The 23,177-nt window shown below is 71.0% G+C and carries 20 protein-coding genes; 16 read left to right on the top strand and 4 right to left on the bottom strand.

Annotation, left to right across the window (positions count from 1 at the left end):
• Nucleotides 1–156: 156 nt before the first annotated feature.
• A complete protein-coding gene (locus tag VE614_RS31470) occupies nucleotides 157–783 on the bottom strand; it encodes a TetR/AcrR family transcriptional regulator (protein WP_324945009.1) in 627 nt (208 codons plus the stop codon).
• An 87-nt stretch (nucleotides 784–870) separates the two neighbouring features.
• On the opposite strand from VE614_RS31470, the gene VE614_RS31475 reads away from it, so the two are divergent.
• The 10 genes from VE614_RS31475 (at nucleotide 871) to VE614_RS31520 (ending at nucleotide 14,110) form a co-directional block, all read left to right on the top strand.
• Nucleotides 871–2,487, top strand: a complete 1,617-nt coding sequence (locus VE614_RS31475; RefSeq protein ID WP_324945012.1) for a carboxyl transferase domain-containing protein — start codon at nucleotides 871–873, stop codon at nucleotides 2,485–2,487.
• Nucleotides 2,488–2,501: 14 nt separating this feature from the next.
• Nucleotides 2,502–4,448 carry an acetyl/propionyl/methylcrotonyl-CoA carboxylase subunit alpha gene (locus tag VE614_RS31480; RefSeq protein WP_324945015.1) on the top strand — a complete coding sequence of 649 codons (1,947 nt, stop codon included), beginning with the start codon at nucleotides 2,502–2,504 and terminating at the stop codon, nucleotides 4,446–4,448.
• Nucleotides 4,445–5,389 carry a hydroxymethylglutaryl-CoA lyase gene (locus VE614_RS31485; RefSeq protein WP_324945018.1) on the top strand — a complete coding sequence of 315 codons (945 nt, stop codon included), beginning with the start codon at nucleotides 4,445–4,447 and terminating at the stop codon, nucleotides 5,387–5,389. Before VE614_RS31480 ends, VE614_RS31485 begins: the two co-directional genes overlap by 4 nt.
• A 6-nt stretch (nucleotides 5,390–5,395) precedes the next feature.
• Nucleotides 5,396–6,556: an acyl-CoA dehydrogenase family protein gene (locus VE614_RS31490; RefSeq protein ID WP_324945022.1), complete on the top strand. Its 1,161-nt coding sequence runs from the start codon at nucleotides 5,396–5,398 to the stop codon at nucleotides 6,554–6,556.
• Nucleotides 6,557–6,875: 319 nt separating this feature from the next.
• Nucleotides 6,876–7,928, top strand: coding sequence for an ABC transporter substrate-binding protein (locus tag VE614_RS31495; RefSeq protein ID WP_324945025.1), 1,053 nt, complete (start codon nucleotides 6,876–6,878; stop codon nucleotides 7,926–7,928).
• Between the two features lie 129 nt (nucleotides 7,929–8,057).
• A complete protein-coding gene (locus VE614_RS31500) occupies nucleotides 8,058–8,915 on the top strand; it encodes a siderophore-interacting protein (RefSeq protein WP_324945028.1) in 858 nt (285 codons plus the stop codon).
• 144 nt (nucleotides 8,916–9,059) lie between these two features.
• Entirely contained in the window at nucleotides 9,060–10,526 is a 1,467-nt protein-coding gene (desA, locus tag VE614_RS31505; protein ID WP_324945030.1) for a lysine decarboxylase DesA, read from the top strand.
• Nucleotides 10,510–11,793 (top strand): lysine N(6)-hydroxylase/L-ornithine N(5)-oxygenase family protein, encoded by a 1,284-nt coding sequence (locus VE614_RS31510; protein WP_324945033.1) that lies wholly within the window; start codon nucleotides 10,510–10,512, stop codon nucleotides 11,791–11,793. Before desA ends, VE614_RS31510 begins: the two co-directional genes overlap by 17 nt.
• The gene (locus VE614_RS31515) at nucleotides 11,790–12,344 is read left to right on the top strand and encodes a GNAT family N-acetyltransferase (protein ID WP_324945035.1); all 555 of its coding nucleotides are present in this window, start codon (nucleotides 11,790–11,792) and stop codon (nucleotides 12,342–12,344) included. The genes VE614_RS31510 and VE614_RS31515 overlap by 4 nt, the downstream gene beginning before the upstream one ends.
• On the top strand, nucleotides 12,341–14,110 hold the full coding sequence (locus VE614_RS31520; RefSeq protein ID WP_324945038.1) for an IucA/IucC family siderophore biosynthesis protein: 1,770 nt from the start codon (nucleotides 12,341–12,343) through the stop codon (nucleotides 14,108–14,110). Before VE614_RS31515 ends, VE614_RS31520 begins: the two co-directional genes overlap by 4 nt.
• Nucleotides 14,111–14,204: 94 nt before the next feature.
• Here the strand turns inward: VE614_RS31520 and VE614_RS31525 are convergent, their stop codons facing one another.
• The gene (locus tag VE614_RS31525) at nucleotides 14,205–15,803 is read right to left on the bottom strand and encodes a beta-N-acetylhexosaminidase (RefSeq protein ID WP_324945041.1); all 1,599 of its coding nucleotides are present in this window, start codon (nucleotides 15,801–15,803) and stop codon (nucleotides 14,205–14,207) included.
• 92 nt (nucleotides 15,804–15,895) lie between these two features.
• On the opposite strand from VE614_RS31525, the gene VE614_RS31530 reads away from it, so the two are divergent.
• From VE614_RS31530 to glmS, 3 genes are all read left to right on the top strand, one after another.
• A complete protein-coding gene (locus VE614_RS31530) occupies nucleotides 15,896–16,759 on the top strand; it encodes a DUF4429 domain-containing protein (protein WP_324945045.1) in 864 nt (287 codons plus the stop codon).
• Between the two features lie 85 nt (nucleotides 16,760–16,844).
• Nucleotides 16,845–17,102 (top strand): hypothetical protein, encoded by a 258-nt coding sequence (locus VE614_RS31535; protein ID WP_086167605.1) that lies wholly within the window; start codon nucleotides 16,845–16,847, stop codon nucleotides 17,100–17,102.
• A gap of 12 nt (nucleotides 17,103–17,114) precedes the next feature.
• On the top strand, nucleotides 17,115–18,932 hold the full coding sequence (glmS, locus tag VE614_RS31540) for a glutamine--fructose-6-phosphate transaminase (isomerizing) (RefSeq protein ID WP_043501082.1): 1,818 nt from the start codon (nucleotides 17,115–17,117) through the stop codon (nucleotides 18,930–18,932).
• On the opposite strand, the gene VE614_RS33815 is transcribed toward glmS, so the two are convergent.
• Nucleotides 18,857–19,435 (bottom strand): GPR1/FUN34/YaaH family transporter, encoded by a 579-nt coding sequence (locus VE614_RS33815; protein ID WP_414719679.1) that lies wholly within the window; start codon nucleotides 19,433–19,435, stop codon nucleotides 18,857–18,859. The two genes, glmS and VE614_RS33815, sit on opposite strands and share 76 nt — an antisense overlap.
• A gap of 81 nt (nucleotides 19,436–19,516) precedes the next feature.
• Nucleotides 19,517–20,044: a universal stress protein gene (locus VE614_RS31550; RefSeq protein WP_086167606.1), complete on the bottom strand. Its 528-nt coding sequence runs from the start codon at nucleotides 20,042–20,044 to the stop codon at nucleotides 19,517–19,519.
• Between the two features lie 300 nt (nucleotides 20,045–20,344).
• Here VE614_RS31550 and VE614_RS31555 point away from each other — a divergent pair, with 300 nt between their 5' ends.
• From VE614_RS31555 to orn, 3 genes are all read left to right on the top strand, one after another.
• Nucleotides 20,345–20,683, top strand: a complete 339-nt coding sequence (locus tag VE614_RS31555) for a hypothetical protein (protein WP_324945053.1) — start codon at nucleotides 20,345–20,347, stop codon at nucleotides 20,681–20,683.
• Between the two features lie 379 nt (nucleotides 20,684–21,062).
• Nucleotides 21,063–22,349: a helix-turn-helix domain-containing protein gene (locus tag VE614_RS31560; protein ID WP_324945056.1), complete on the top strand. Its 1,287-nt coding sequence runs from the start codon at nucleotides 21,063–21,065 to the stop codon at nucleotides 22,347–22,349.
• A gap of 119 nt (nucleotides 22,350–22,468) precedes the next feature.
• Nucleotides 22,469–23,077 (top strand): oligoribonuclease, encoded by a 609-nt coding sequence (gene orn, locus VE614_RS31565; protein ID WP_324945059.1) that lies wholly within the window; start codon nucleotides 22,469–22,471, stop codon nucleotides 23,075–23,077.
• The last annotated feature ends 100 nt before the right edge of the window (nucleotides 23,078–23,177 follow it).

The raw sequence follows: 23,177 nt of genomic DNA on the forward strand, positions 1-23,177 counted from the left end.
CTCACCGTACCGGCGAGTAGGGACGGGAGTCCAGAGCGCGGCGGCCGTAACGCTCGTCACGCCCGCCGCCGTCCTCTCCCGCGCCAACGGCCTCTGGTCCCACGGCGAACGCCGGGGCCGAGGCGCGGCGGGTGAGCGACGCGGCGCGTCAGGCGCTCAGCCGGCGATGACGTCCGCCCCCGCCGCCGCGAACGCCCCCCGCGCCATCCGGTGCAGCAGCTCCGCCGTCGTCCCCCGGCCCGGCAGGGCGCCGCGGCGGCCGAGGTGGGGGGTGGAGTTCAGCAGGCCGAAGACGGAGTGGACGGCCGAGCGGGCGGCGGGTTCGGCGAGGGCGGGGTAGACCTTCCGGAGGACGTCCACCCACAGTTCGACGTACTGCCGCTGGAGCTGGCGGACCAGCTTGCGGTCGCTCTCCCGGAGGCGGTCCAGCTCGCGGTCGTGCAGGGTGATGAGGGGACGGTCGTCGAGCGCGAAGTCGATGTGGCCCTCGATGAGCGAGTCGAGGACCGTCTCCGGGGCCGTGCCGTCCTCGCCCCCGGCCGCGGCGGCCTCCTTCAGACGCTGCTTCGCGCCCGTCAGGAGCTGGCCGCTGATGCCGACCAGCAGCTCGGCGAGCATGGCGTCCTTGCCCGCGAAGTGGCGGTAGAGACCGGGGCCGCTGATGCCGACGGCGGCGCCTATCTCGTCCACCCCGACGCCGTGGAAGCCGCGCTCGGCGAAGAGCCGGGCGGCCTCCTTGAGGATCTGTTCGCGGCGGGTGGGGGCGTCGGTTCTGGTGGCCATGAAAACGATTCTAGACAGGCAGGTTAGCGGTCGTTAACCTGATGGAAATGCGTTAACGCTCATTAACAAGGTGAGGGGACCGCGAGGATGGACCAGGCACCGGAGCTGACGAGCGCGGCGGACCCCGCGTCGGAGGCCTGGCAGGCCAACGAGGCGGCGCATCGCGCGCTGGTCGAGGAGCTGCGCGGCAAGCTGGCCGCCGCCCGGCTCGGGGGTGGCGAGAAGGCGCGCGCCCGGCACACCGCGCGCGGCAAGCTGCTCCCCCGCGACCGCGTGGACACGCTCCTCGACCCGGGATCGCCCTTCCTGGAGCTGGCTCCGCTGGCGGCCGACGGGATGTACGACGGGCAGGCGCCGGCGGCGGGGGTGATCGCCGGGATCGGCCGGGTCAGCGGGCGCGAGTGCGTGATCGTCGCCAACGACGCCACCGTCAAGGGCGGTACGTACTACCCCATGACGGTGAAGAAGCACCTGCGGGCGCAGGAGGTCGCGCTCGAGAACCGGCTGCCCTGCCTCTATCTCGTGGACTCCGGCGGCGCCTTCCTGCCGATGCAGGACGAGGTGTTCCCGGACCGCGAGCACTTCGGGCGGATCTTCTACAACCAGGCGCGGATGTCGGGCGCGGGCATCCCGCAGATCGCCGCAGTCCTCGGGTCGTGCACGGCGGGCGGGGCCTATGTGCCCGCGATGAGCGACGAGGCCGTGATCGTGCGGAATCAGGGCACGATCTTCCTCGGCGGCCCGCCGCTCGTGAAGGCCGCGACCGGCGAGGTCGTCACCGCGGAGGAGCTGGGCGGCGGCGAGGTGCACTCCCGGGTCTCCGGCGTGACGGACCACCTCGCGGAGGACGACGCGCACGCCCTGCGGATCGTCCGGAACATCGTCGCCACGCTGCCCGAGCGCCGGGGCGTCCCCTGGGAGGTGCGGGCGGCCGTCGAGCCGAAGGTGGACCCGTTCGGGTTGTACGGGGCGGTCCCGGCCGACCCGCGCACGCCGTACGACGTACGGGAGATCATCGCCCGCGTCACGGACGGCTCCCGGTTCGCCGAGTTCAAGTCCGAGTTCGGGCAGACCCTGGTCACCGGCTTCGCCCGGATCCACGGCCACCCGGTCGGCATCGTCGCCAACAACGGCATCCTGTTCGCCGAGTCCGCCCAGAAGGGCGCCCACTTCATCGAGCTGTGCGACCAGCGCGGCATCCCGCTGGTGTTCCTGCAGAACGTCTCCGGGTTCATGGTCGGCAAGGACTACGAGGCGGGCGGCATCGCCAAGCACGGCGCCAAGATGGTGACGGCGGTCGCCTGTACGCGCGTGCCGAAGCTGACGGTGGTGGTCGGCGGGTCGTACGGCGCGGGGAACTACTCGATGTGCGGCCGGGCGTACTCACCACGCTTCCTGTGGATGTGGCCCAACGCCAAGATCTCCGTCATGGGCGGCGAGCAGGCCGCCTCCGTCCTCGCCACCGTCAAGCGCGACCAGCTGGAAGCGCGCGGCGAGGACTGGCCGACGGAGGAGGAAGAGGCCTTCAAGGCCCCGGTCCGGGCGCAGTACGAGCGCCAGGGAAATGCCTACTACGCCACCGCCCGTCTCTGGGACGACGGCGTCATCGATCCGCTGGAGACCCGGCAGGTGCTGGGTCTGGCCCTGACGGCCTGCGCGAACGCCCCGCTGGGCGAGCCGCAGTTCGGCGTCTTCCGGATGTGAGGGGGTTCACGACCATGTTCGACACCGTTCTTGTGGCCAACCGCGGCGAGATCGCCGTCCGGGTCATCCGTACGCTGCGCGCGCTGGGCGTGCGGTCCGTGGCCGTCTTCTCCGACGCCGACGCCGACGCCCGGCACGTCCGCGAGGCCGACACGGCCGTACGGATCGGGCCGGCGCCCGCCACCGAGAGCTATCTGTCGGTGGAGCGCCTCCTGCAGGCCGCCGAGCGCAGCGGCGCCCAGGCCGTCCACCCGGGGTACGGGTTCCTGGCGGAGAACGCCGGGTTCGCCGGCGCGTGCGCCGAGGCCGGGCTGGTGTTCATCGGGCCGCCCGCGGACGCCATCGCCCTGATGGGCGACAAGATCCGCGCCAAGGAGACGGTCCGGGCGGCCGGGGTTCCGGTGGTGCCCGGCGGACGCGACCCGCAGCTGGCCGCGGCGGCCCGCGAGCTGGGTGCCCCGGTGCTGCTGAAGCCCAGCGCGGGCGGCGGCGGCAAGGGCATGCGGCTGGTGCGCGACCTGGACCTGCTGGACGACGAGATCGCCGCCGCCCGCCGGGAGGCCCGCGCCTCCTTCGGCGACGACACGCTGCTCGTCGAGCGCTGGATCGACCGGCCCCGGCACATCGAGATCCAGGTCCTGGCCGACGCCCACGGCAACGTCATCCACCTGGGCGAGCGCGAGTGCTCCCTCCAGCGCCGCCATCAGAAGATCATCGAGGAGGCGCCGAGCGTGCTCCTCGACGAGGAGACCCGCGCGGCGATGGGCGAGGCGGCGGTCCAGGCGGCCCGCTCCTGCGGGTACGTCGGCGCGGGCACGGTGGAGTTCATCGTCCCGGGCAGCGACCCCTCGCAGTACTACTTCATGGAGATGAACACCCGCCTCCAGGTGGAGCACCCGGTCACCGAGCTGGTCACCGGACTGGACCTGGTGGAGTGGCAGCTGCGGGTCGCGGCGGGCGAGAAGCTGCCGTACGCGCAGGACGACATCCGCCTCACCGGGCACGCCGTGGAGGCCCGGATCTGCGCCGAGACTGTGTCCGTCAAAGAGGGCGCGCGCGGCTTCCTCCCCTCCGGCGGCACGGTGCTGCGGCTGCGCGAGCCGCAGGGGGACGGCATCCGCACCGACTCGGGGCTCAGCGAGGGCACGGAGGTCGGCAGCCTGTACGACCCGATGCTGTCCAAGGTGATCGCCTACGGCCCGGACCGCGCCACCGCCCTGCGCAGGCTCCGCGCGGCCCTCGCCGAGACGGTCACGCTGGGCGTGCCCACCAACGCGGGTTTCCTGCGCAGGCTGCTGGCCCATCCGGCGGTCGTCGCGGGCGACATGGACACCGGCCTGGTCGAGCGGGAGGCGGCGGGGCTGGTCCCGGCCGAGGTGCCGGAGGAGGTGTACGAGGCGGCGGCGGCCGTGCGGCTGGACGCGCTGACGCCGCGCCAGGAGGGCTGGACGGACCCGTTCTCGGTGCCGAGCGGCTGGCGCCTGGGCGGCGAGCCCAAGCCCGTCGCCTTCCCGCTCCGAGTGCAGGGACTCGAACCCGTCACGCACACGTGCCGCGGCACCCACACCGTCACCGCCGACCGGGTCACCGTCACCCTCGACGGCGTCCGCCACACCTTCCACCGGGCGGGTGACTGGCTGGGCCGCGACGGCGACGCCTGGCAGGTGCGCGACCACGATCCGGTCACCGCGTCGCTGGGCCGCTCGGCCCACGCGGGCGCCGACTCCCTCACCGCGCCCATGCCGGGCACCGTCACGGTGGTGAAGGTCGCGGTCGGCGACGAGGTGACCGCCGGTCAGAGCCTGCTGGTCGTGGAGGCGATGAAGATGGAGCACGTCATCTCCGCCCCGCACGCGGGCACGGTCGCCGAACTGGACGTCTCCCCGGGCACCACGGTCGCCATGGACCAGGTGCTGGCGGTCATCACCCCCCACGAGGAGTCCGGGGAGGTGGCGGAATGACGGTCGACGGGCTCCCCATGACCGTCCCCGCGCCGGGCCTGCCCGCCCGGGTCCGCATCCACGAGGTCGGCGCGCGGGACGGCCTGCAGAACGAGAAGGCGACGGTGCCCACGGAGGTCAAGGCGGAGTTCATCCGCCGCCTCGCCGACGCGGGCCTGACGACGATCGAGGCGACCAGTTTCGTCCACCCCAAGTGGGTGCCCCAGCTGGCCGACGCCGAGCAGCTGTTCCCGCAGGTGAGCGATCTGCCGGGAGTGGCGCTGCCCGTGCTCGTGCCGAACGAGCGGGGACTGGACCGTGCGCTCGCCCTCGGCGCTTCCCGGATCGCCGTGTTCGCCAGCGCCACCGAGTCCTTCGCGAAGGCCAACCTCAACCGCACGGTGGACGAGGCACTCGCGATGTTCGAGCCGGTGGTGAGCCGGGCCAGGGCGGAGGGCGGTCATGTGCGCGGCTATCTGTCCATGTGCTTCGGCGACCCCTGGGAGGGCCCGGTGCCGGTGCCCCAGGTGGTCCGCGTCTGCCGGGCGCTGATGGACATGGGCTGCGACGAGCTGAGCCTCGGCGACACCATCGGCGTGGCCACCCCCGGACACGTCCGGGATCTGCTCACCGCCCTCGACGCCGCGCGCATCCCCGTCTCCGCGCTCGGCGTGCACTTCCACGACACCTACGGCCAGGCGCTCGCGAACACCCTCGCGGCGCTCCAGCACGGGGTGAGCACCGTCGACGCCTCGGCGGGCGGCCTGGGCGGCTGCCCCTACGCGAAGTCCGCCACCGGCAATCTCGCCACCGAGGATCTGGTGTGGATGCTGCGGGGGCTCGGCATCGACACCGGCGTCGACCTCGGCCGGCTCACCGCCACCAGCGTGTGGATGGCCGAACACCTGGGCCGGCCCAGCCCGTCCCGCACCGTCCGTGCCCTCTCCCACAAGGAGCAGTGAAGAACGATGGACCACCGTCTCTCCCCCGAGCTGGATGAACTCCGCCGCACCGTGGAGGAGTTCGCGCACGACGTGGTGGCCCCGAAGATCGGCGACTACTACGAACGGCATGAGTTCCCGTACGAGATCGTCCGCGAGATGGGCCGGATGGGCCTGTTCGGACTGCCGTTCCCGGAGGAGTACGGCGGCATGGGCGGCGACTATCTGGCACTGGGCATCGCGCTGGAGGAGCTGGCCCGGGTCGACTCCTCGGTCGCCATCACCCTGGAGGCGGGCGTCTCGCTGGGCGCGATGCCGATCCATCTGTTCGGCACCGAGGAGCAGAAGCGGCAGTGGCTGCCCCGGCTGTGCTCCGGGGAGGTGCTGGGCGCCTTCGGGCTGACGGAGCCGGACGGCGGCAGCGACGCCGGGGCGACCCGGACGACCGCGCGCAAGGACCCGGCGACCGGCGAGTGGGTGATCAACGGCACCAAGTGCTTCATCACCAACTCCGGCACCGACATCACGGGCCTGGTCACGGTCACCGCGGTCACCGGCCGCAAGCCGGACGGCAGGCCGCAGATCTCCGCGATCATCGTGCCCTCCGGCACCCCGGGCTTCACCGTCGCCGCCCCCTACTCCAAGGTCGGCTGGAACGCCTCCGACACCCGTGAGCTGTCCTTCGCGGACGTCCGGGTGCCGGCGGAGAACCTGCTGGGCGAGGAGGGCCGTGGGTACGCGCAGTTCCTGCGGATCCTCGACGAGGGCCGGATCGCCATCGCGGCGCTGGCGACGGGGCTGGCGCAGGGCTGTGTGGACGAGTCGGTGCGCTATGCGAAGGAACGGCACGCCTTCGGCCGCCCGATCGGGGCGAACCAGGCGATCCAGTTCAAGATCGCCGACATGGAGATGAAGGCGCACACCGCCCGGCTCGCCTGGCGGGACGCGGCGTCCCGGCTGGTCGCCGGGGAGCCGTTCAAGAAGGAGGCGGCCCTGGCGAAGCTGTACTCGTCGACCGTCGCCGTCGACAACGCCCGGGACGCCACCCAGATCCACGGCGGCTACGGCTTCATGAACGAGTACCCGGTGGCCCGGATGTGGCGGGACTCGAAGATCCTGGAGATCGGCGAGGGCACGAGCGAGGTGCAGCGCATGCTGATCGCCCGGGAGCTGGGCCTGGTGAGCTGACGCCCCGCCCGGAGCGGCTTTCCCCGCCCCGCAGCGGTCTCCGGGGCCCCGCGGCGGCCTCCGCGCCCCCGCCGGTTCGGCACGCGACCCGGTGGGGGCGCTCCTGCGCCGGTGGGGCCCGAGTGATCCTGATCATCTTCCGGACCGGCGTCCCGGCCAACTCCCCGCCCGGGCACAGACGTTGCGAGCGGCGCCCGGACGCCCTCCGTTCACGGCCTGGAAACCAGGGCTCCCACCCCTGGACAAGATCTGAGGTTAGGCTAACCTACCTTCGAATTGTCCGGCGGGCCCTCCGCCCTGTTCGAAAGCAGCCACACTCATGTCCAACGCCCGTGCCACGAACCTCACCCGCCGCGGGATCCTCGCCGCCGGCGGTGCCCTCGGCCTCGGTGCCGTCCTCGCCGCCTGCGGTGACGAAGACACGAAAAGCGGTGGCTCGGACGCGACGGGTGCCGCGAAGGCCTCCGGCCCCTGGACCTTCAAGGACGACCGCGGCACGACCGTGAAGCTCGACAAGGTTCCCGCGAACATCGTCGCCTTCACCGGTGTGGCCGCCGCGCTGTACGACTACGGCATCCAGGTCAAGGGCGTCTTCGGCCCGACCAAGACCCAGGACGGCAAGCCGGACGTCCAGGCCGGTGACATGGACATCAGCAAGGTCGAGATCCTCGGCAACGTCTGGGGCCAGTTCAGCGTCGAGAAGTACGCGGCGCTCGCCCCCGAGGTCCTCATCACCACCATGTTCGACGACGCCGGCACCCTCTGGTACATCCCCGAGGAGTCCAAGGACAAGATCGCCAAGCTCGCCCCGAGCGTCGCCGTCTCCGTCTACGACCGTCAGCTCACCCAGCCGCTGGAGCGCATGTGGGCGCTGGCGGAGTCGCTGGGCGCGGACCTGAAGGCCGACAAGGCCGTCAAGGCGAAGCAGGAGTTCGAGGCGGCGGCGGAGCGGCTGCGCAAGGCCGCCAAGGCCCGTCCCGAGATCAAGGTGATGGCCGGGTCGGCGAGCGCGGAGCTGTTCTACGTCTCCGGCACCAACCTCTCCATCGACCTGGAGTACTTCAAGGCGCTCGGCGTGAACTTCATCGAGCCGTCGGAGAAGGCCAAGGCCGCGAACGGTGGCGGCGGTTGGTTCGAGGCGCTGAGCTGGGAGAACGTCGACAAGTACGGTGCGGACATCATCATGATGGACGACCGGGCGCAGGCGCTTCAGCCTTCGGTGATCACCGAGGCCACCTGGAAGAAGCTGCCCGCGGTGAAGGCGGGGCAGGTCATCGCCCGGTCGCCGGAGCCGATTCTGTCGTACAGCAAGTGCACGCCGCTTCTCACGAACCTCGCCGAGGCGATCGAGAACGCGAAGAAGGTCAGCTGAAGCTCGCCGACTGAAGGGGTGGGCTGATGTATCGCGGGCGGCTGCGGGCCGGTTGCGGCTGGTCGCGCAGTTCCCCGCGCCCCTCCAGGCGGGGCAGCTCATCCCCTGATGAAAATCTCAGGAGACTCCATGTCCACGGCCGTAGCCGCGCCCTTCCGGTTCTTCTCTCTCCAGGTCGTGCGGACGGAGCGGCTCGGGCCGTCTCTGCTCCGGGTCTCCTTCGCGGGGGACGATCTCGCCGGGTTCCGCTCCGACGGGTGTGACCAGTCGCTGTCGCTCTTTCTGCCGCAGCCGGGGCAGGACGCGCCGGTCGTGCCCGTCGAACTGGGCGAGGACTGGTGGAGGGGGTGGATGGCGCTGCCGGACGACGTCCGGGCGGTGATGCGTTCGTACACCCTGCGCTCCGTGCGCCGCGACCCCGACGAGATCGACATCGACTTCGTGCTGCACGGCGTCGAGGAAGGTGCCGCCGTTCCCGCCGGGCCCGCGTCCCGGTGGGCGGCCAGGGCCATGGCCGGGGATCGGGTACTGCTGCTCGGACCGGCGGTCGCGGACAACCGGGCGATCCGGTTCCGGCCGCCGCAGGGCACCGATCTGGTGGTGCTGTGGGGTGACGAGACCGCACTTCCGGCGGTCGCCGCGATCCTGGAGTCGCTGCCGGCCGGTCAGCGGGCGCGGGTCTGGCTGGAGGTACGGGATGCCGGGAACGTGCTGGACCTGGCGACCGAGGCGGACGCCGAGGTGACCTGGCTGATCCAGGGCCATGACCGCGTCCAGGACTCCCCCATGGCCCTGAGCGCCCTGCGCGACGCCCGGCTGCCGCCCGCCGAGTGCCCGTACGTCTGGATCGCGGGCGAGTCGGGTTCGGTGAAGGCGCTGCGCCGGCATTTCGTGGGGGAGCGCGGCTTCGACCGGCGTCAGGTCACCTTCGTGGGCTACTGGCGTCGCGGGTTCACCGAGGAGCAGTTGCGGGAGCAGGGGGAGTAAGCCTCCGCGGGGTGACGGAGGTTACCGGGGCCGGGCACTTGACCCGATCAACTTAGGCTAGGCTAACCTTCGTAAGCCGGAGCCCCGGCCCCGCCCCGGCCGCCTTTTCGTCCGCACGGCCAGTCCCCACCGGAGGACCTCCACATGCGCTCGCACCTGCTCAATGACACGACCGCGGAGCAGTATCGCCGCACCGTGACCGAAGGAGTAGAGCGGGTGGCCGCCAAACTCGCCACCACGCAGCGCCCGTTCACCGGCGTCACGGTCGACGACCTGGCCCCCACCATCGAGCAGATCGACCTCGACCGGCCGCTGCACGACAGCGCGGCGGTCCTCGACGAGCTGGAGGACGTCTACCTCCGCGACGCGATCTACTTCCATCACCCCCGCTACCTCGCCCACCTCAACTGCCCGGTCGTCATCCCGGCGGTGCTCGGCGAAGCGATCCTCTCCGCCGTCAACTCCTCCCTGGACACCTGGGACCAGTCGGCCGGCGGCACCCTCATCGAGCGCAAGCTCATCGACTGGACCGCCGCCCGCATCGGGCTCGGCGAGAACGCCGACGGTGTCTTCACCTCCGGCGGCAGCCAGTCCAACCTCCAGGCGCTGCTGCTGGCCCGCGAGGAGGCCAAGCCGGGGCGGACAGGGTGGGACGGCGGCCCGGACCTGGGCAAACTGCGCATCTTCGCCTCCGAGGTCAGTCACTTCAGCGTGAAGAAGTCGGCGAAGCTGCTCGGCCTCGGCCAGGACGCCGTCGTGTCGATCCCCGTCGACCACGAGAAGCGGATGCAGACGGTCGCGCTCGCCCACGAGCTGGAGCGCTGCGTGAAGGACGGCCTCGTCCCCATGGCCGTCGTCGCCACCGCCGGCACCACCGACTTCGGCTCGATCGACCCGCTCCCCGAGGTCGCCGAGCTGTGCGCGCAGTACGGCACCTGGATGCACGTCGACGCCGCCTACGGCTGCGGCCTGCTCACCTCGCTCGCCCGCCGTGCCCTGCTGGACGGCATCGAGCGGGCCGACTCGGTCACCGTCGACTACCACAAGTCCTTCTTCCAGCCGGTGAGTTCCTCCGCGCTGCTGGTGAAGGACGCCACCACGCTGCGGCACGCCACCTACCACGCGGAGTACCTGAACCCGCGCCGGATGGTGCAGGAACGTATCCCCAACCAGGTGGACAAGTCCCTCCAGACCACCCGCCGCTTCGACGCCCTCAAGCTCTGGGTCACCCTGCGGGTGATGGGCGCCGACGGCATAGGGCAGCTCTTCGACGAGGTCTGCGACCTCGCGCGGGAGGGCTGGAAGCTGCTGGCCGCCGACCCGCGCTACGACGTCGTCGTAGCGCCCAGCCTGTCCACCCTGGTCTTCCGCTACATCCCGGCCGCCGTCACCGACCCGGCCGAGATCGACCGCGCCAACCTGTACGCCCGCAAGGCCCTGTTCGCCTCCGGCGAGGCCATCGTCGCGGGCACCAAGGTGAACGGCCGCCACTACCTGAAGTTCACCCTGCTCAACCCTGAGACGAAGGCGTCCGACATCGCCGCCGTCCTCGACCTGATCGCCGGCCACGCCGAGCAGTACCTGGGAGACTCCCTTGACCGCGCTTCCTGAATCCACCACCAAGACCTACGACTTCGTGGGGATCGGACTCGGGCCCTTCAACCTCGGCCTCGCCTGCCTCACCGAGCCGATCGACGCCCTCGACGGCGTCTTCCTGGACTCGAAGCCCGACTTCGAGTGGCACGCCGGCATGTTCCTCGACGGCGCCCACCTCCAGACGCCGTTCATGTCGGACCTGGTCACCCTGGCCGACCCGACCTCGCCGTTCTCCTTCCTGAACTACCTGAAGGAGAAGGGCCGGCTGTACTCGTTCTACATCCGCGAGAACTTCTACCCGCTGCGCGTCGAGTACGACGACTACTGCCGCTGGGCCGCGAACAAGCTGGGCAACGTCCGCTTCAACACGACGGTCACCGAGGTGACGTACGACGAGGGCGACGAGCTGTACGCGGTGCGGACCGCCGCCGGTGAGACGTACCGCGCCCGCCACCTGGTCCTCGGCACCGGCACCCCGCCCTACGTCCCCGAGCCCTGCCAGGGCCTGGGCGGCGACTTCATCCACAACTCCCGCTACGTCCAGACCAAGGCGGAGCTGCAGAAGAAGGAGTCGATCACGCTGGTCGGCTCCGGCCAGTCCGCCGCCGAGATCTACTACGACCTGCTCAGCGAGATCGACGTCCACGGCTACCGGCTGAACTGGGTCACCCGCTCCCCGCGGTTCTTCCCGCTGGAGTACACCAAGCTCACGCTGGAGATGACCTCCCCGGAGTACATCGACTACTTCCGGGCGCTGCCGGAGCGGACCCGCTACCGCCTGACCCAGGAGCAGAAGGGCCTGTTCAAGGGCATCGACGGCGATCTGATCAACGAGATCTTCGACCTGCTCTACCAGAAGAACCTCGGCGGCCCGGTCCCCACCCGCCTGCTCACCAACTCGGCGCTGACCAGCGCGTCGTACGACAACGGCACGTACACCCTGGGCTTCCGCCAGGAGGAGCAGGAGAAGGACTTCGAGCTGACCTCGGACGGCCTGATCCTCGCCACCGGCTACAAGTACGCCGAGCCCGAGTTCCTGAAGCCGGTCCGCGACCGCCTGGTCTACGACTCCCAGGGCGGCTTCGACGTCGGCCGCAACTACGCCATCGACGTCACCGGCAGAGGCGTCTTCCTGCAGAACGCCGGCGTCCACACCCACAGCATCACCAGCCCCGACCTGGGTATGGGCGCCTACCGCAACAGCTACATCATCCGGGAGCTGCTCGGCAGCGAGTACTACCCGGTGGAGAAGACGATCGCGTTCCAGGAGTTCGCCGTATGAGCCGCACGACCTTCACGTTCCGCCCCCTCGACCCGATGAGGGACGCCGAACTCCTGCACGCCTGGGTCACCCACCCCAAGGCCGCGTTCTGGATGATGCAGGACGCGAAGCTGGAGGACGTCGAGCGCGCCTACATGGAGATAGCCGCCGACGAGCACCACCACGCCCTGCTGGGCCTGACGGACGGCGAGCCCGCCTTCCTGATGGAGAAGTACGACCCGGCCCACCGCGAGCTGGTCGGCCTGTACGAGCCGCAGCCCGGGGACGTCGGCATGCACTTCCTCACCCCGCCGACCGACACCCCGGTGCACGGCTTCACCCGGTCCGTCATCACCGCCGTCATGGCCCACCTCTTCGAGGACCCGGCCACCCGGCGGGTCGTCGTCGAGCCGGACGTGCGCAACAAGGCGGTGCACGCGCTGAACGCGGCCGTCGGGTTCGTCCCCGAGCGGGAGATCGAGAAGCCGGAGAAGACCGCGCTGCTCAGCTTCTGCACACGTGAGCAGTTCCTCGCCGCCACCGCCACCGCCGCCCCGGAGGTGTCCGCATGAGCCTCGCCGGCACCGTCGCCCACCTCTCCCCCGAGCGCTGGGAGCAGGCCAACCGCCTGCTGATCCGCAAGGCGCTCGCCGAGTTCGCGCACGAGCGGCTGGTCACGCCGGAGGAGGACGGACAGGAGTACGTCGTCCGCAGCGACGACAAGCTGACCTCGTACCGCTTCCGTGCCGTCCGCCGCGCCCTGGACCACTGGCAGGTGGACGCCGCCTCCATCACCCGGCACCGGGACGGGGCCGAGCTGCCGCTCGCCGCGCTCGACTTCTTCATCGAGCTGAAGGACTCCCTCGGCCTCAGCGACGAGATCCTGCCGGTCTACCTGGAGGAGATCTCCTCCACCCTCTCCGGCACCTGCTACAAGCTCACCAAGCCGCAGATCCCCTCCGCCGAACTCGCCGCCGCCGGCTTCCAGGCGATCGAGACGGGGATGACCGAGGGCCACCCCTGCTTCGTCGCCAACAACGGGCGGCTCGGCTTCGGCATCCACGAGTACCTGTCGTACGCCCCGGAGACCGCGAGCCCGGTCCGCCTGGTCTGGCTGGCCGCGCACCGCTCCCGCGCCGCCTTCACGGCCGGGGCCGGCATCGACTACGAGGACTTCTTCCGGCGGGAGCTGGGCGAGGAGACCGTCGACCGCTTCCACGGCATCCTCCGCGACAAGGGCCTGGACCCGGCCGACTACCTCCTCATCCCCGTCCACCCCTGGCAGTGGTGGAACAAGCTGACCGTCACCTTCGCCGCCGAGGTGGCCCGGCAGCACCTGGTGTGCCTGGGCGAGGGCGACGACGAGTACCTGGCCCAGCAGTCCATCCGCACCTTCTTCAACAGCACCAGCCCCGAGAAGCACTACGTGAAGACGGCCCTCTCCGTCATCAACATGGGCTTCATGCGCGGGCTGTCGGCCGCCTACATGGAGGCCACCCCCGCCATCAACGACTGGCTGGCCCAGCTGATCGAGGGCGACCCGGTCCTGAAGTCAACAGGCCTGACGATCATCCGCGAGCGGGCCGCGGTCGGCTACCGGCACCTGGAGTACGAGCAGGCCACCGACCGCTACTCGCCGTACCGCAAGATGCTCGCCGCGCTGTGGCGGGAGAGCCCGGTGCCGTCCCTGGAGGACGGCGAGTCCCTGGCGACCATGGCCTCCCTGCTGCACGTCGACCACGCGGGCGCCTCCTTCGCGGGCGCGCTGATCGCCCGCTCGGGCCTGGCCCCGGTCGAGTGGCTGCGCCGCTACCTGCGGGCCTACTACACGCCGCTGCTGCACAGCTTCTACGCCTACGACCTGGTCTTCATGCCGCACGGCGAGAACGTGATCCTGGTCCTGAAGGACGGCGTCGTCGCCCGCGCGATCTACAAGGACATCGCCGAGGAGATCGCCGTCATGGACCCGGACGCGGCGCTGCCGCCGGAGGTCCGGCGGATCCGCGTGGAAGTCCCCGAGGACACGAAGCTGCTGTCCATCTTCACGGACGTCTTCGACTGCTTCTTCCGCTTCCTCGCGGCGAACCTCGCCACCGAGGGGATCCTGGCGGAGGACGACTTCTGGCGCACGGTCGCGGAGGTCACCCGCGAGTACCAGGAGGCGACGCCGGAACTCGCGGACAAGTTCGCGCAGTACGACATCTTCGCCCCCGAGTTCGCGCTGTCCTGCCTGAACCGGCTCCAGCTGCGCGACAACAAGCAGATGGTCGACCTCGCGGACCCGTCCGGCGCGCTCCAGCTCGTCGGCACGCTGAAGAACCCGCTCGCCGGGTTCTGAGCCCCGAGAAACCCGAAAGACCCGCACGACCCGTTTTCCGCGAAAGACCTGGCGGGCGCCCCGGAGTACGGTCCTCCGGGGCGCCCGTCGGCATTCACTCAGCCGCCGGCCAGGCCACCTGCGGCGAGCGGTGGTACCCGATACCGAGCGCCTCCCAGCGCGGGCCCTGCGCCGCGAGCCGCACCTTGTACGCCTCCCAGTCGTGCGTGGCGGCCGGCGACCAGCCCAGCTCGGCCACGCCCGGCAGCCGGGGGAAGGCCATGTAGTCGATGTGCGCGGAGTTCTCGATCGTCTCCGTCCACAGCGGCGCCTCGACCCCCCGGACGGCGTCCTGCGGCACGCCGGGCAGGTAGGTGCCCGGGTCCCAGTCGTAGGCCCGCCTCACCTCGACGTATCCGGCCCAGGACAGGCCGAGCGGGGTGCTGCGGTCGTACTTCATGTCGAGGTAGATCCGGTCCGCGGGCGAGAGGACGATCCCCGTCCCGCTCTGCGCGGCCTTCGCCACCTGCGCCTTCTCCTCGGCTCCGGTGCCGTCCAGGCCCCAGTACTGGGCGAGCGCGCCCTTGGCCGGGGTGGCGCCGGTCAACTGGTGCCAGCCGACGACCGTCTTGCCGTACTCCGCGACGATCGGCTGCACCCGGTCCATGAACCGCACGTAGTCGGCGTGGGTGGTGGAGTGCGCCTCGTCGCCGCCGATGTGCAGATAGCGGCCGGGGGTGAGGGCGGCCAGCTCCCGGATCACGTCGTCGACGAAGTCGTACGTGACCTCCTTGCCGACGCACAGCGAGCTGAAGCCGACGTCGGTGCCGGTGTAGAGCGGGGGTGCCACTCCGTCGCAGTTGAGGCCGGCGTAGGAGGCGAGGGCCGCGTTGGTGTGGCCGGGCATGTCTATCTCGGGCACGACCTCAAGGTGGCGGGAGGCGGCGTAGCGGACGATCTCCTTGTAGTCGGCCTTGGTGTAGTAGCCGCCGGGGCCGCCGCCGACCTCGGTGGAGCCGCCGTGGGTGGCGAGGCGCGGCCAGGAGTCGACGGCGATGCGCCAGCCCTGGTCGTCGCTCAGGTGCAGATGCAGCTTGTTGAACTTGTAGAGGGCCAGCTGGTCGACGTACCGCTTGACCTCGTCGACGGTGAAGAAGTGCCGGGAGACGTCGAGCATGGCGCCGCGCCAGGCGTAGCGCGGGGTGTCCCGGACGGTGCCGCCGGCGACCAGCCAGGGGCCGGGCTGGACGGTGTCCCGCTCGACCGCGGCGGGCAGCAGCTGACGCAGGGTCTGCACACCGTGGAAGAGCCCGGCGGGCTCGGCTGCCGTGATGGTGACGCCGCCGCGGCCGCTGTCGAGGCGGTATCCCTCGGCGCCGTACGGGCCCTGGGCGAGCCGGAGCCGGATGCCGCCCGCTCCCCGCTCGGTGACGGGCAGCCGGTAGCCGGTGGAGGGCCGCAGGACGCCCGCGAGGTACTCGCCGACCCGGCGGGCCTCGCGCGAGTCTCCGACGCGGATGCGGGTGCCGTCGGTGATCCGGTACGGCACGCCGCCCGGGGTGACCGAGGCGGGGGCCGGGATCACCTGGCCGAGGGGCCTGGGCTCGGCGGAGGCGGGCTTGTGGCCGGGCTGGGGGGCCGCGCCGGAGGTGAAGACACCGGCCGCCGCGACCAGCAGCAGCGAGCCGAGAAGGTGCAGTCTGTGCCGTCTCACACGTGCTCCCTTCGGAATGGGTATAGACCACCCTGGGTCAGAACACTCTCCCGCAGATCCGTCTCCGGCAGAACCGGTGAAACAATCCCCTCATGGCGGAAATCCTTCAGAGGGACGGCACTTGGGTCTTCGACGGCGACGCCCTGCGGCTCACACCCGGACGGGACAAGACCGTCAGCCTCTTGCGCCGGGCCCTCGGTGAACTCGTCGTGCCGCTGGGCGCGCTGGCGGGCATATCGTTCGAGCAGGGCAAGAAGTCCGGGCGGCTGCGCCTCAGGCTGCGCGACGGCGCGGACCCGCTCGTCCAGGCCACCGGCGGCCGGCTGACCGAGCCGCACGACCCGTACCAGCTCGTGGTGGAGCCGGATCGGTACGGCGTCGCCGAATACCTCGCGGACGAGGTGCGCAACGCCCTGCTGCTGGAGCGGGTGCCGGCCGGGCCGGCCACCGGGTATCTGCTGCCGGGCCCGTCGGTCCCGTTGTCGGCCGCCGCCGGGGACGCCACCGCCGCCTTCGACGGCGAGCACGTCCGGCTGGAGTGGAACTGGAAGACGGAAGACGCGAAGGCCGCCGCCGGCACCCGCACCCTGCCCGTCGAGGACATCCTGGCCGTGGAGTGGCAGCCGGCGGCCGGACTGGAGAACGGCTACCTCCGCTTCACCGTGCGCAACGCCCCCACCAAGCAGCCGCCCAAGTACGACCCGAACGCGGTCGAGCTGTGGGGCTTCAAGAAGGATCCGCTGATGGCCCTGGTCGCGGCGGCCGTCCAGGCCCGCCTGCCGCACCCGTCGGCCCCCGCCCTCGCCGACGCCGGTCCGCGGCCCGTCACCTCCGAGGACGATCACGACGCCCTCCTGCGCCGGCTGCGCGAACTGGGCGAACTGCACCGCTCGGGGGTCCTCACGGACGACGAGTTCACGACGGCCAAGCAGGCGGTGCTGAAGCGGATGCAGTGAGCGGCGCCACAGCCGCCGCACGGGCCCTGCCCGAAATCGGGCAGGATTGTTGCAAAACCCGGTCCCTTACTCCAGGATCTACCGGGTGCACGACGAACTTGTTGATCATCTGACGCGGTCCACCGCCCTCAACCGGGGCGAGGCACTGCGCGTGATCCAGGACGTGCTCGCCTTCTTCGACGAGACGACCGAGGAGTACGTCCGTCGCCGCCATCGCGAGCTCCAGGCCCAGGGCCTGGTCAACGCGACGATCTTCGAACGGATCGAGGCGGACCTCAAATATCGCGCCGTGGCCCCGCCGGAGCTCACGCTCCGGCAGCTGCGGCGGATCGTCTACGGCTAGGAATACCTATATATGTGCGGAATCGTCGGATACATCGGCAAGCGGGACGTCGCGCCGCTGCTCCTCGAAGGCCTCCAGCGCCTGGAGTACCGGGGCTACGACTCGGCCGGCATCGTCGTGACCTCCCCCAAGGCCGCCGGCCTGAAGATGGTCAAGGCCAAGGGCCGGGTGCGTGACCTGGAGGCGAAGGTCCCGGCGCGCTTCAAGGGCACCACCGGCATCGCCCACACCCGCTGGGCCACCCACGGCGCACCCTCCGACGTGAACGCCCACCCGCACCTGGACGCCGAGGGCAAGGTCGCCGTCGTCCACAACGGCATCATCGACAACGCCTCCGACCTGCGCCGCAAGCTGGAGGCGGACGGCGTCGAGTTCCTCTCCGAGACCGACACCGAGGTCCTGGTCCACCTGATCGCCCGCTCGCAGGCCGAGAAGCTGGAGGACAAGGTCCGCGAGACCGTCCGCCTCATCGAGGGCACCTACGGCATCGCCGTCCTGCACGCCGACTTCCCGGACCGCATCGTCGTCGCCCGCAACGGCTCCCCGGTCGTCCTCGGCATCGGCGAGAAGGAGATGTTCGTCGCCTCGGACATCGCCGCCCTGGTCACCCACACCCGGCAGATAGTGACGCTGGACGACGGCGAGATGGCCACGCTGAAGGCCGACGACTTCCGCACCTACACGACGGAGGGCACCCGGACCACGGCCGAGCCCACCACCGTCGAGTGGGAGGCCGCCTCCTACGACATGGGCGGCCACGACACCTACATGCACAAGGAGATCCACGAGCAGGCCGACGCCGTGGACCGCGTGCTGCGCGGCCGGATCGACGACCGCTTCTCCACCGTGCACCTCGGCGGCCTCAACCTGGACGCCCGCGAGGCCCGCCGGATCCGCCGCGTGAAGATCCTCGGCTGCGGCACCTCGTACCACGCCGGCATGATCGGCGCCCAGATGATCGAGGAGCTGGCCCGCATCCCCGCGGACGCCGAGCCGGCCTCCGAGTTCCGCTACCGCAACGCGGTCGTCGACCCCGACACCCTGTACATCGCGGTCTCCCAGTCCGGCGAGACGTACGACGTGCTGGCCGCCGTCCAGGAGCTGAAGCGCAAGGGCGCCCGCGTCCTCGGCGTCGTGAACGTCGTCGGCTCGGCGATCGCCCGCGAGGCCGACGGCGGCGTCTACGTGCACGCCGGCCCCGAGGTGTGCGTGGTGTCCACCAAGTGCTTCACCAACACCTGCGTCGCCTTCGCCCTGCTCGCCCTGCACCTCGGCCGCACCCGCGACCTGTCCGTGCGTGACGGCAAGCGGATCATCGAGGGCCTGCGCAAGCTGCCCGCCCAGATCTCCGAGATCATGGAGCAGGAGGCGGAGATCGAGAAGCTGGCCAAGGCCTACGCCGACGCCCGCTCGATGCTCTTCATCGGCCGCGTCCGGGGCTACCCGGTCGCCCGCGAGGCCTCCCTGAAGCTCAAGGAGGTCTCCTACATCCACGCCGAGGCCTACCCGGCCTCCGAGCTGAAGCACGGCCCGCTGGCGCTCATCGAGCCCGCCCTCCCGACGGTCGCCATCGTCCCGGACGACGACCTGCTGGAGAAGAACCGGGCCGCGATGGAGGAGATCAAGGCCCGCAGCGGCAAGATCCTCGCGGTCGCCCACCAGGAGCAGGAGAAGGCCGACCAGACCATCGTCGTCCCCAAGAACGAGGACGAGCTGGACCCGATCCTCATGGGCATCCCCCTCCAGCTCCTCGCCTACCACACGGCCCTGGCCCTGGGCCGGGACATCGACAAGCCCCGCAACCTGGCCAAGTCGGTGACGGTCGAGTAGGACCCCGCCCGCAGAGGCCCCGAACGAGAACGGACCCCCCGTGTCGCCCCGGACACGGGGGGTCCGTTCACAGCGCCGGGGCACCCGCGCCCCGGCCCGCTCCGCTGGCCGGCAGCCGTCACACCCCGGCCCGCGGCGCGCCGCGGAAGAGCCGTCGGCCAGTGGGCCGTCGCCGCGGTCGCCCCGTACCAGACGAGCACCCCGGCGACGACACCGAACCAGCCGCCCGCCTCGGCCAGTCCGCCGCTCCCGGCGAACGCGGCGACGGCGAGAAGCAGCAGGGCCACGAAGAGCAGCCCGTACGACACCTTCCCCGGCCGGCCCCCGCCCGCGGCGGTGAGCGGGAACACCACGAGCGAGAGCGAGTCGCCCCCGGCGATCGTGGCCGTGCTTCCCGCGGCAACGTCGTTGTCCACGGCCGGCTCCCTTCGTGGGCGGTTGCGCGGTGACCGGTATATGCCCTTCACAAGAGCACAAACACCTCTACGCGCGGGTAGATTCATGCGTCGCACAAGGGAGTTGACGCCCCGGACCGAATATCCGGCCGACGAGAGGGGCACGTTGGGGATCGGCCGGGGAGCGAGTCAGGGAATGACCACCACGGGGCGCTTCGCCCGCTTGGCGAGCCGCCCGGCGACCGAGCCGAAGATCCGGCCGACGACACCGTGTGTGGAGCCGACGACGATGGCGTCCGCCTCGTACTCCCGCCCCACTTCTTCGAGTTCGTGACAGATGTCGCCGCCGCGCTCGACCAGGATCCAGGGGACCTCGGCGAGATAGTCCGCACACGCCAGTTCCAGCCCCAGCACCTCGGTGCGGTGGTCCGGCACATCGACGAAGACCGGCGGCTCGCAGCCCGCCCACACCGTGGTGGGCAGCCGGTTGGCCACATGGACGATGATCAGCCCCGAGCCGGAGCGCTGCGCCATGCCGATCGCGTACGCGAGGGCGCGCTCACTGGACATCGAGCCGTCGAAGCCGACGACGACGCCATGCTTGAAGGCGGGGTCGCACGAATGGCGAGGCTCTTCCGCCGCCAGGGGCTCGGCCGCCGTGGGATCGGCGACGGGCCGCTTGCGGTCCGCGGGTTCGAAGAAGTCGTGACCGGCCATGGCTGTCTCGGCGTTGTGATCCTTGTTGGGGGACGACAGTGTGCGGCGGAGCTGTGTCCGGGAATCATCTTCCCAACCCCATACCCCCAAGGGTACGGCGGCACGCCTCCTTAGCCCAGATCCCGCGCACCGTCCGTGGCGGTTCACCGGAGCATGCACGAGGGGGCGCCCGTAACGCAATGGTTGCTGCCCCGTACAGGCGGTTTGCGCAGGATTCAGGCCACGGCCAGGTGACCGACCGGCCACAGCGCCGTTGAACCCCCTGCAACACCTCCAGGGAGCGTCGCAGGGAGCACACCCATGTCCTCACGGTCCGGGCCGGACAGCGCGGCCGAGGTCGTCCGCTGGGCGGCCTTCAGCTGTGTCCTCGTCCCGGTGGTACTCCTGTGGTACGGCACCTCGCCGGCCGGGGCGGCGGGCACCGCCCTCGGCCTCGCGGCCGTCACGGCCGTCTGCCGCCTGCTGCTGCGGCAGTCGGAGCGCGGCGCGGCCCGGCTGCTGGCGGAGGAGCGCGCTCCGCACCGCGGCCGGCATCAGCGGACGGGTTCGGGGGCGCATCGCGGGGAGCGCTCGGGCGGGCGTCCGGGCGCACGGTCCGGCGGTAGGTCCGGCGGCCGGGGAAATACACCGGCCGGTTGACCGGTTTCCGCGCACGCGCCCGTATCTTTTCAGCCAACTTCTGGATGCCGTGCATCACCCGTCCGGAACACCCCCCACCCCCCGTTTGACCTGCACGGAAAGGGTCTCCAGTGAGGTCCGCACCCTACGCGGTTTGGCCACTGCGACGAGGCGCACTTCCCTGCACGGCCCACGAGTGCAACCCTTCGTGATCGAATGCTTTACGCCAAGTTGCCAAGTCGACAATGCGCCGGGTAGCGAACTGGCCATCCCGGTACGGCGTGACGCAGTAGATTTGATCTTGATTTGTCTTACGGCGGGGGACTCGTGCAGGACCGAGGGGAAACGTGCAGGAGCGACACAACCGAGGAGCCGCGACCACCGAGGGGGGCTTAGCAGGATGAGCCACGACTCCACTGCCGCGCCGGACGCTGCGGCCCGGAAGCTCTCCGGGCGACGCCGCAAGGAGATCGTCGCGGTGCTGCTGTTCAGCGGCGGCCCCATCTTCGAGAGTTCCATACCGCTGTCGGTGTTCGGGATCGACCGCCAGGACGCCGGCGTGCCACGCTACCGACTACTGGTGTGCGGCGGCGAGGACGGCCCGCTGCGGACCACAGGGGGCCTGGAACTCACCGCACCGCATGGCCTGGAGGCGATCTCGCGGGCAGGCACGGTCGTCGTGCCGGCCTGGCGGTCGATCACCTCACCGCCACCGGAGGAAGCGCTCGACGCACTGCGCCGGGCGCACGAGGAAGGCGCCCGCATCGTCGGGCTGTGCACCGGCGCCTTCGTCCTCGCGGCGGCGGGCCTGCTGGACGGCCGCCCCGCGACCACCCACTGGATGTACGCGCCGACGCTGGCCAAGCGCTACCCGTCGGTGCACGTGGATCCGCGCGAACTCTTCGTCGACGACGGGGACGTCCTGACATCGGCGGGCACCGCGGCCGGAATCGATCTCTGTCTCCACATCGTGCGGACGGACCACGGCAACGAGGCGGCCGGCGCGCTGGCCCGCCGCCTGGTGGTCCCGCCGCGCCGGTCGGGCGGCCAGGAGCGCTACCTCGATCGGTCTTTACCGGAGGAGATCGGCGCCGACCCGCTCGCCGAGGTCGTCGCCTGGGCGCTGGAACACCTCCACGAGCAGTTCGACGTGGAGACGCTGGCGGCACGCGCGTACATGAGCCGACGCACCTTCGACCGCCGTTTCCGCTCCCTCACCGGGAGCGCGCCGCTTCAGTGGCTGATCACCCAGCGGGTGCTCCAGGCGCAGCGGCTGCTGGAGACGTCGGACTACTCGGTGGACGAGGTGGCGGGCCGCTGCGGCTTCCGCTCCCCCGTCGCGCTGCGCGGCCACTTCCGCCGTCAGCTGGGCTCGTCCCCGGCGGCGTACCGGGCCGCGTACCGGGCGCGCCGGCCACAGGGTGAACGGCCGGCCGACCCCGAGGCGACACCGACGTCGAGCCCGGCCGGGCTGGGCGCGGGCCCCGGGCAGCCGGGTCCGGGCGGAGTCGGCCAGCCGGGCCAGGGCGGGCACGCCGCCGCCGCGCACCACCAGGACCACCCGGTCCCGCTCCAGGCCCGCCGCACGGCGGCCGCGAGCGCCGTCGGCGCCGGGGGGTCCCTGGACCACCGGGACGCCTACGTGGGCTCGCGCGCCGGACTCCCGGGGCAGCGCAGCGGAACGTGAGCGGGTGACCGCGCCGTGGGGCCACGAGGAACCTCCTCGTGGCCCCACGGCGTTCTCCGGGGCGCCCGGAGCCGGTACGCGGGGGATCCACCCCCGGCCCCCGGCCGTAATGTGGACGCATGAACGATCGCATGGTGTGGATCGACTGCGAGATGACCGGCCTCTCGCTGTCGGACGACGCGCTCATCGAGGTAGCCGCCCTCGTCACCGACTCGGAGCTGAACGTGCTCGGCGAGGGCGTGGACATCGTCATCCGGCCGCCGGACCGGGCGCTGGAGACGATGCCGGAGGTGGTGCGGGAGATGCACACCGCGTCCGGGCTGCTCGCCGAACTGGCGAACGGCACGACCCTCGCGGACGCCGAGGAGCAGGTCCTGGCGTACGTACGCGAGCACGTCAAGGAACCGGGCAAGGCCCCGCTGTGCGGCAACTCCGTCGGCACGGACCGCGGCTTCCTGCTCCGCGACATGCCGACTCTGGAGGACTACCTCCACTACCGGATCGTCGACGTGTCGTCGGTCAAGGAACTGGCGCGCCGCTGGTACCCCAGGGCCTACTTCAACAGCCCGGAGAAGAACGGCAACCACCGCGCCCTCGCCGACATCCGCGAGTCCATCGCCGAGCTGCGTTACTACCGCGAGGCCATCTTCGTCCCGCAGCCCGGACCCGACTCGGACACCGCGAAAGCGATCGCCGCCAAGCACGTTCTCCCTGCGCAGCAGGGCTGACCGAGGCCGTCGGGAGGGGCGCCGCGAAACGTGTGCGCGAGCACCCCTTCGGACCCTGTACACTTTTTCTCGGCCGGTCGGGGAAACGACAAAGTCCATC

The sequence above is a fragment of the Streptomyces sp. genome (genome assembly GCF_035645055.1).
Taxonomy (GTDB): domain Bacteria; phylum Actinomycetota; class Actinomycetes; order Streptomycetales; family Streptomycetaceae; genus Streptomyces.

Bases quoted from the DNA above. Each gene is read 5' to 3' on its own strand.
- VE614_RS31470 (WP_324945009.1), bottom strand. From the start codon at position 783: ATGGCCACCAGAACCGACGCCCCCACCCGCCGCGAACAGATCCTCAAG.
- VE614_RS31475 (WP_324945012.1), top strand. From the start codon at position 871: ATGGACCAGGCACCGGAGCTGACGAGCGCGGCGGACCCCGCGTCGGAG.
- VE614_RS31480 (WP_324945015.1), top strand. From the start codon at position 2,502: ATGTTCGACACCGTTCTTGTGGCCAACCGCGGCGAGATCGCCGTCCGG.
- VE614_RS31485 (WP_324945018.1), top strand. From the start codon at position 4,445: ATGACGGTCGACGGGCTCCCCATGACCGTCCCCGCGCCGGGCCTGCCC.
- VE614_RS31490 (WP_324945022.1), top strand. From the start codon at position 5,396: ATGGACCACCGTCTCTCCCCCGAGCTGGATGAACTCCGCCGCACCGTG.
- VE614_RS31495 (WP_324945025.1), top strand. From the start codon at position 6,876: ATGTCCAACGCCCGTGCCACGAACCTCACCCGCCGCGGGATCCTCGCC.
- VE614_RS31500 (WP_324945028.1), top strand. From the start codon at position 8,058: ATGTCCACGGCCGTAGCCGCGCCCTTCCGGTTCTTCTCTCTCCAGGTC.
- desA (WP_324945030.1), top strand. From the start codon at position 9,060: ATGCGCTCGCACCTGCTCAATGACACGACCGCGGAGCAGTATCGCCGC.
- VE614_RS31515 (WP_324945035.1), top strand. From the start codon at position 11,790: ATGAGCCGCACGACCTTCACGTTCCGCCCCCTCGACCCGATGAGGGAC.
- VE614_RS31520 (WP_324945038.1), top strand. From the start codon at position 12,341: ATGAGCCTCGCCGGCACCGTCGCCCACCTCTCCCCCGAGCGCTGGGAG.
- VE614_RS31530 (WP_324945045.1), top strand. From the start codon at position 15,896: ATGGCGGAAATCCTTCAGAGGGACGGCACTTGGGTCTTCGACGGCGAC.
- glmS (WP_043501082.1), top strand. From the start codon at position 17,115: ATGTGCGGAATCGTCGGATACATCGGCAAGCGGGACGTCGCGCCGCTG.
- VE614_RS33815 (WP_414719679.1), bottom strand. From the start codon at position 19,435: ATGAATCTACCCGCGCGTAGAGGTGTTTGTGCTCTTGTGAAGGGCATA.
- VE614_RS31550 (WP_086167606.1), bottom strand. From the start codon at position 20,044: ATGGCCGGTCACGACTTCTTCGAACCCGCGGACCGCAAGCGGCCCGTC.
- VE614_RS31555 (WP_324945053.1), top strand. From the start codon at position 20,345: ATGTCCTCACGGTCCGGGCCGGACAGCGCGGCCGAGGTCGTCCGCTGG.
- VE614_RS31560 (WP_324945056.1), top strand. From the start codon at position 21,063: ATGAGCCACGACTCCACTGCCGCGCCGGACGCTGCGGCCCGGAAGCTC.
- orn (WP_324945059.1), top strand. From the start codon at position 22,469: ATGAACGATCGCATGGTGTGGATCGACTGCGAGATGACCGGCCTCTCG.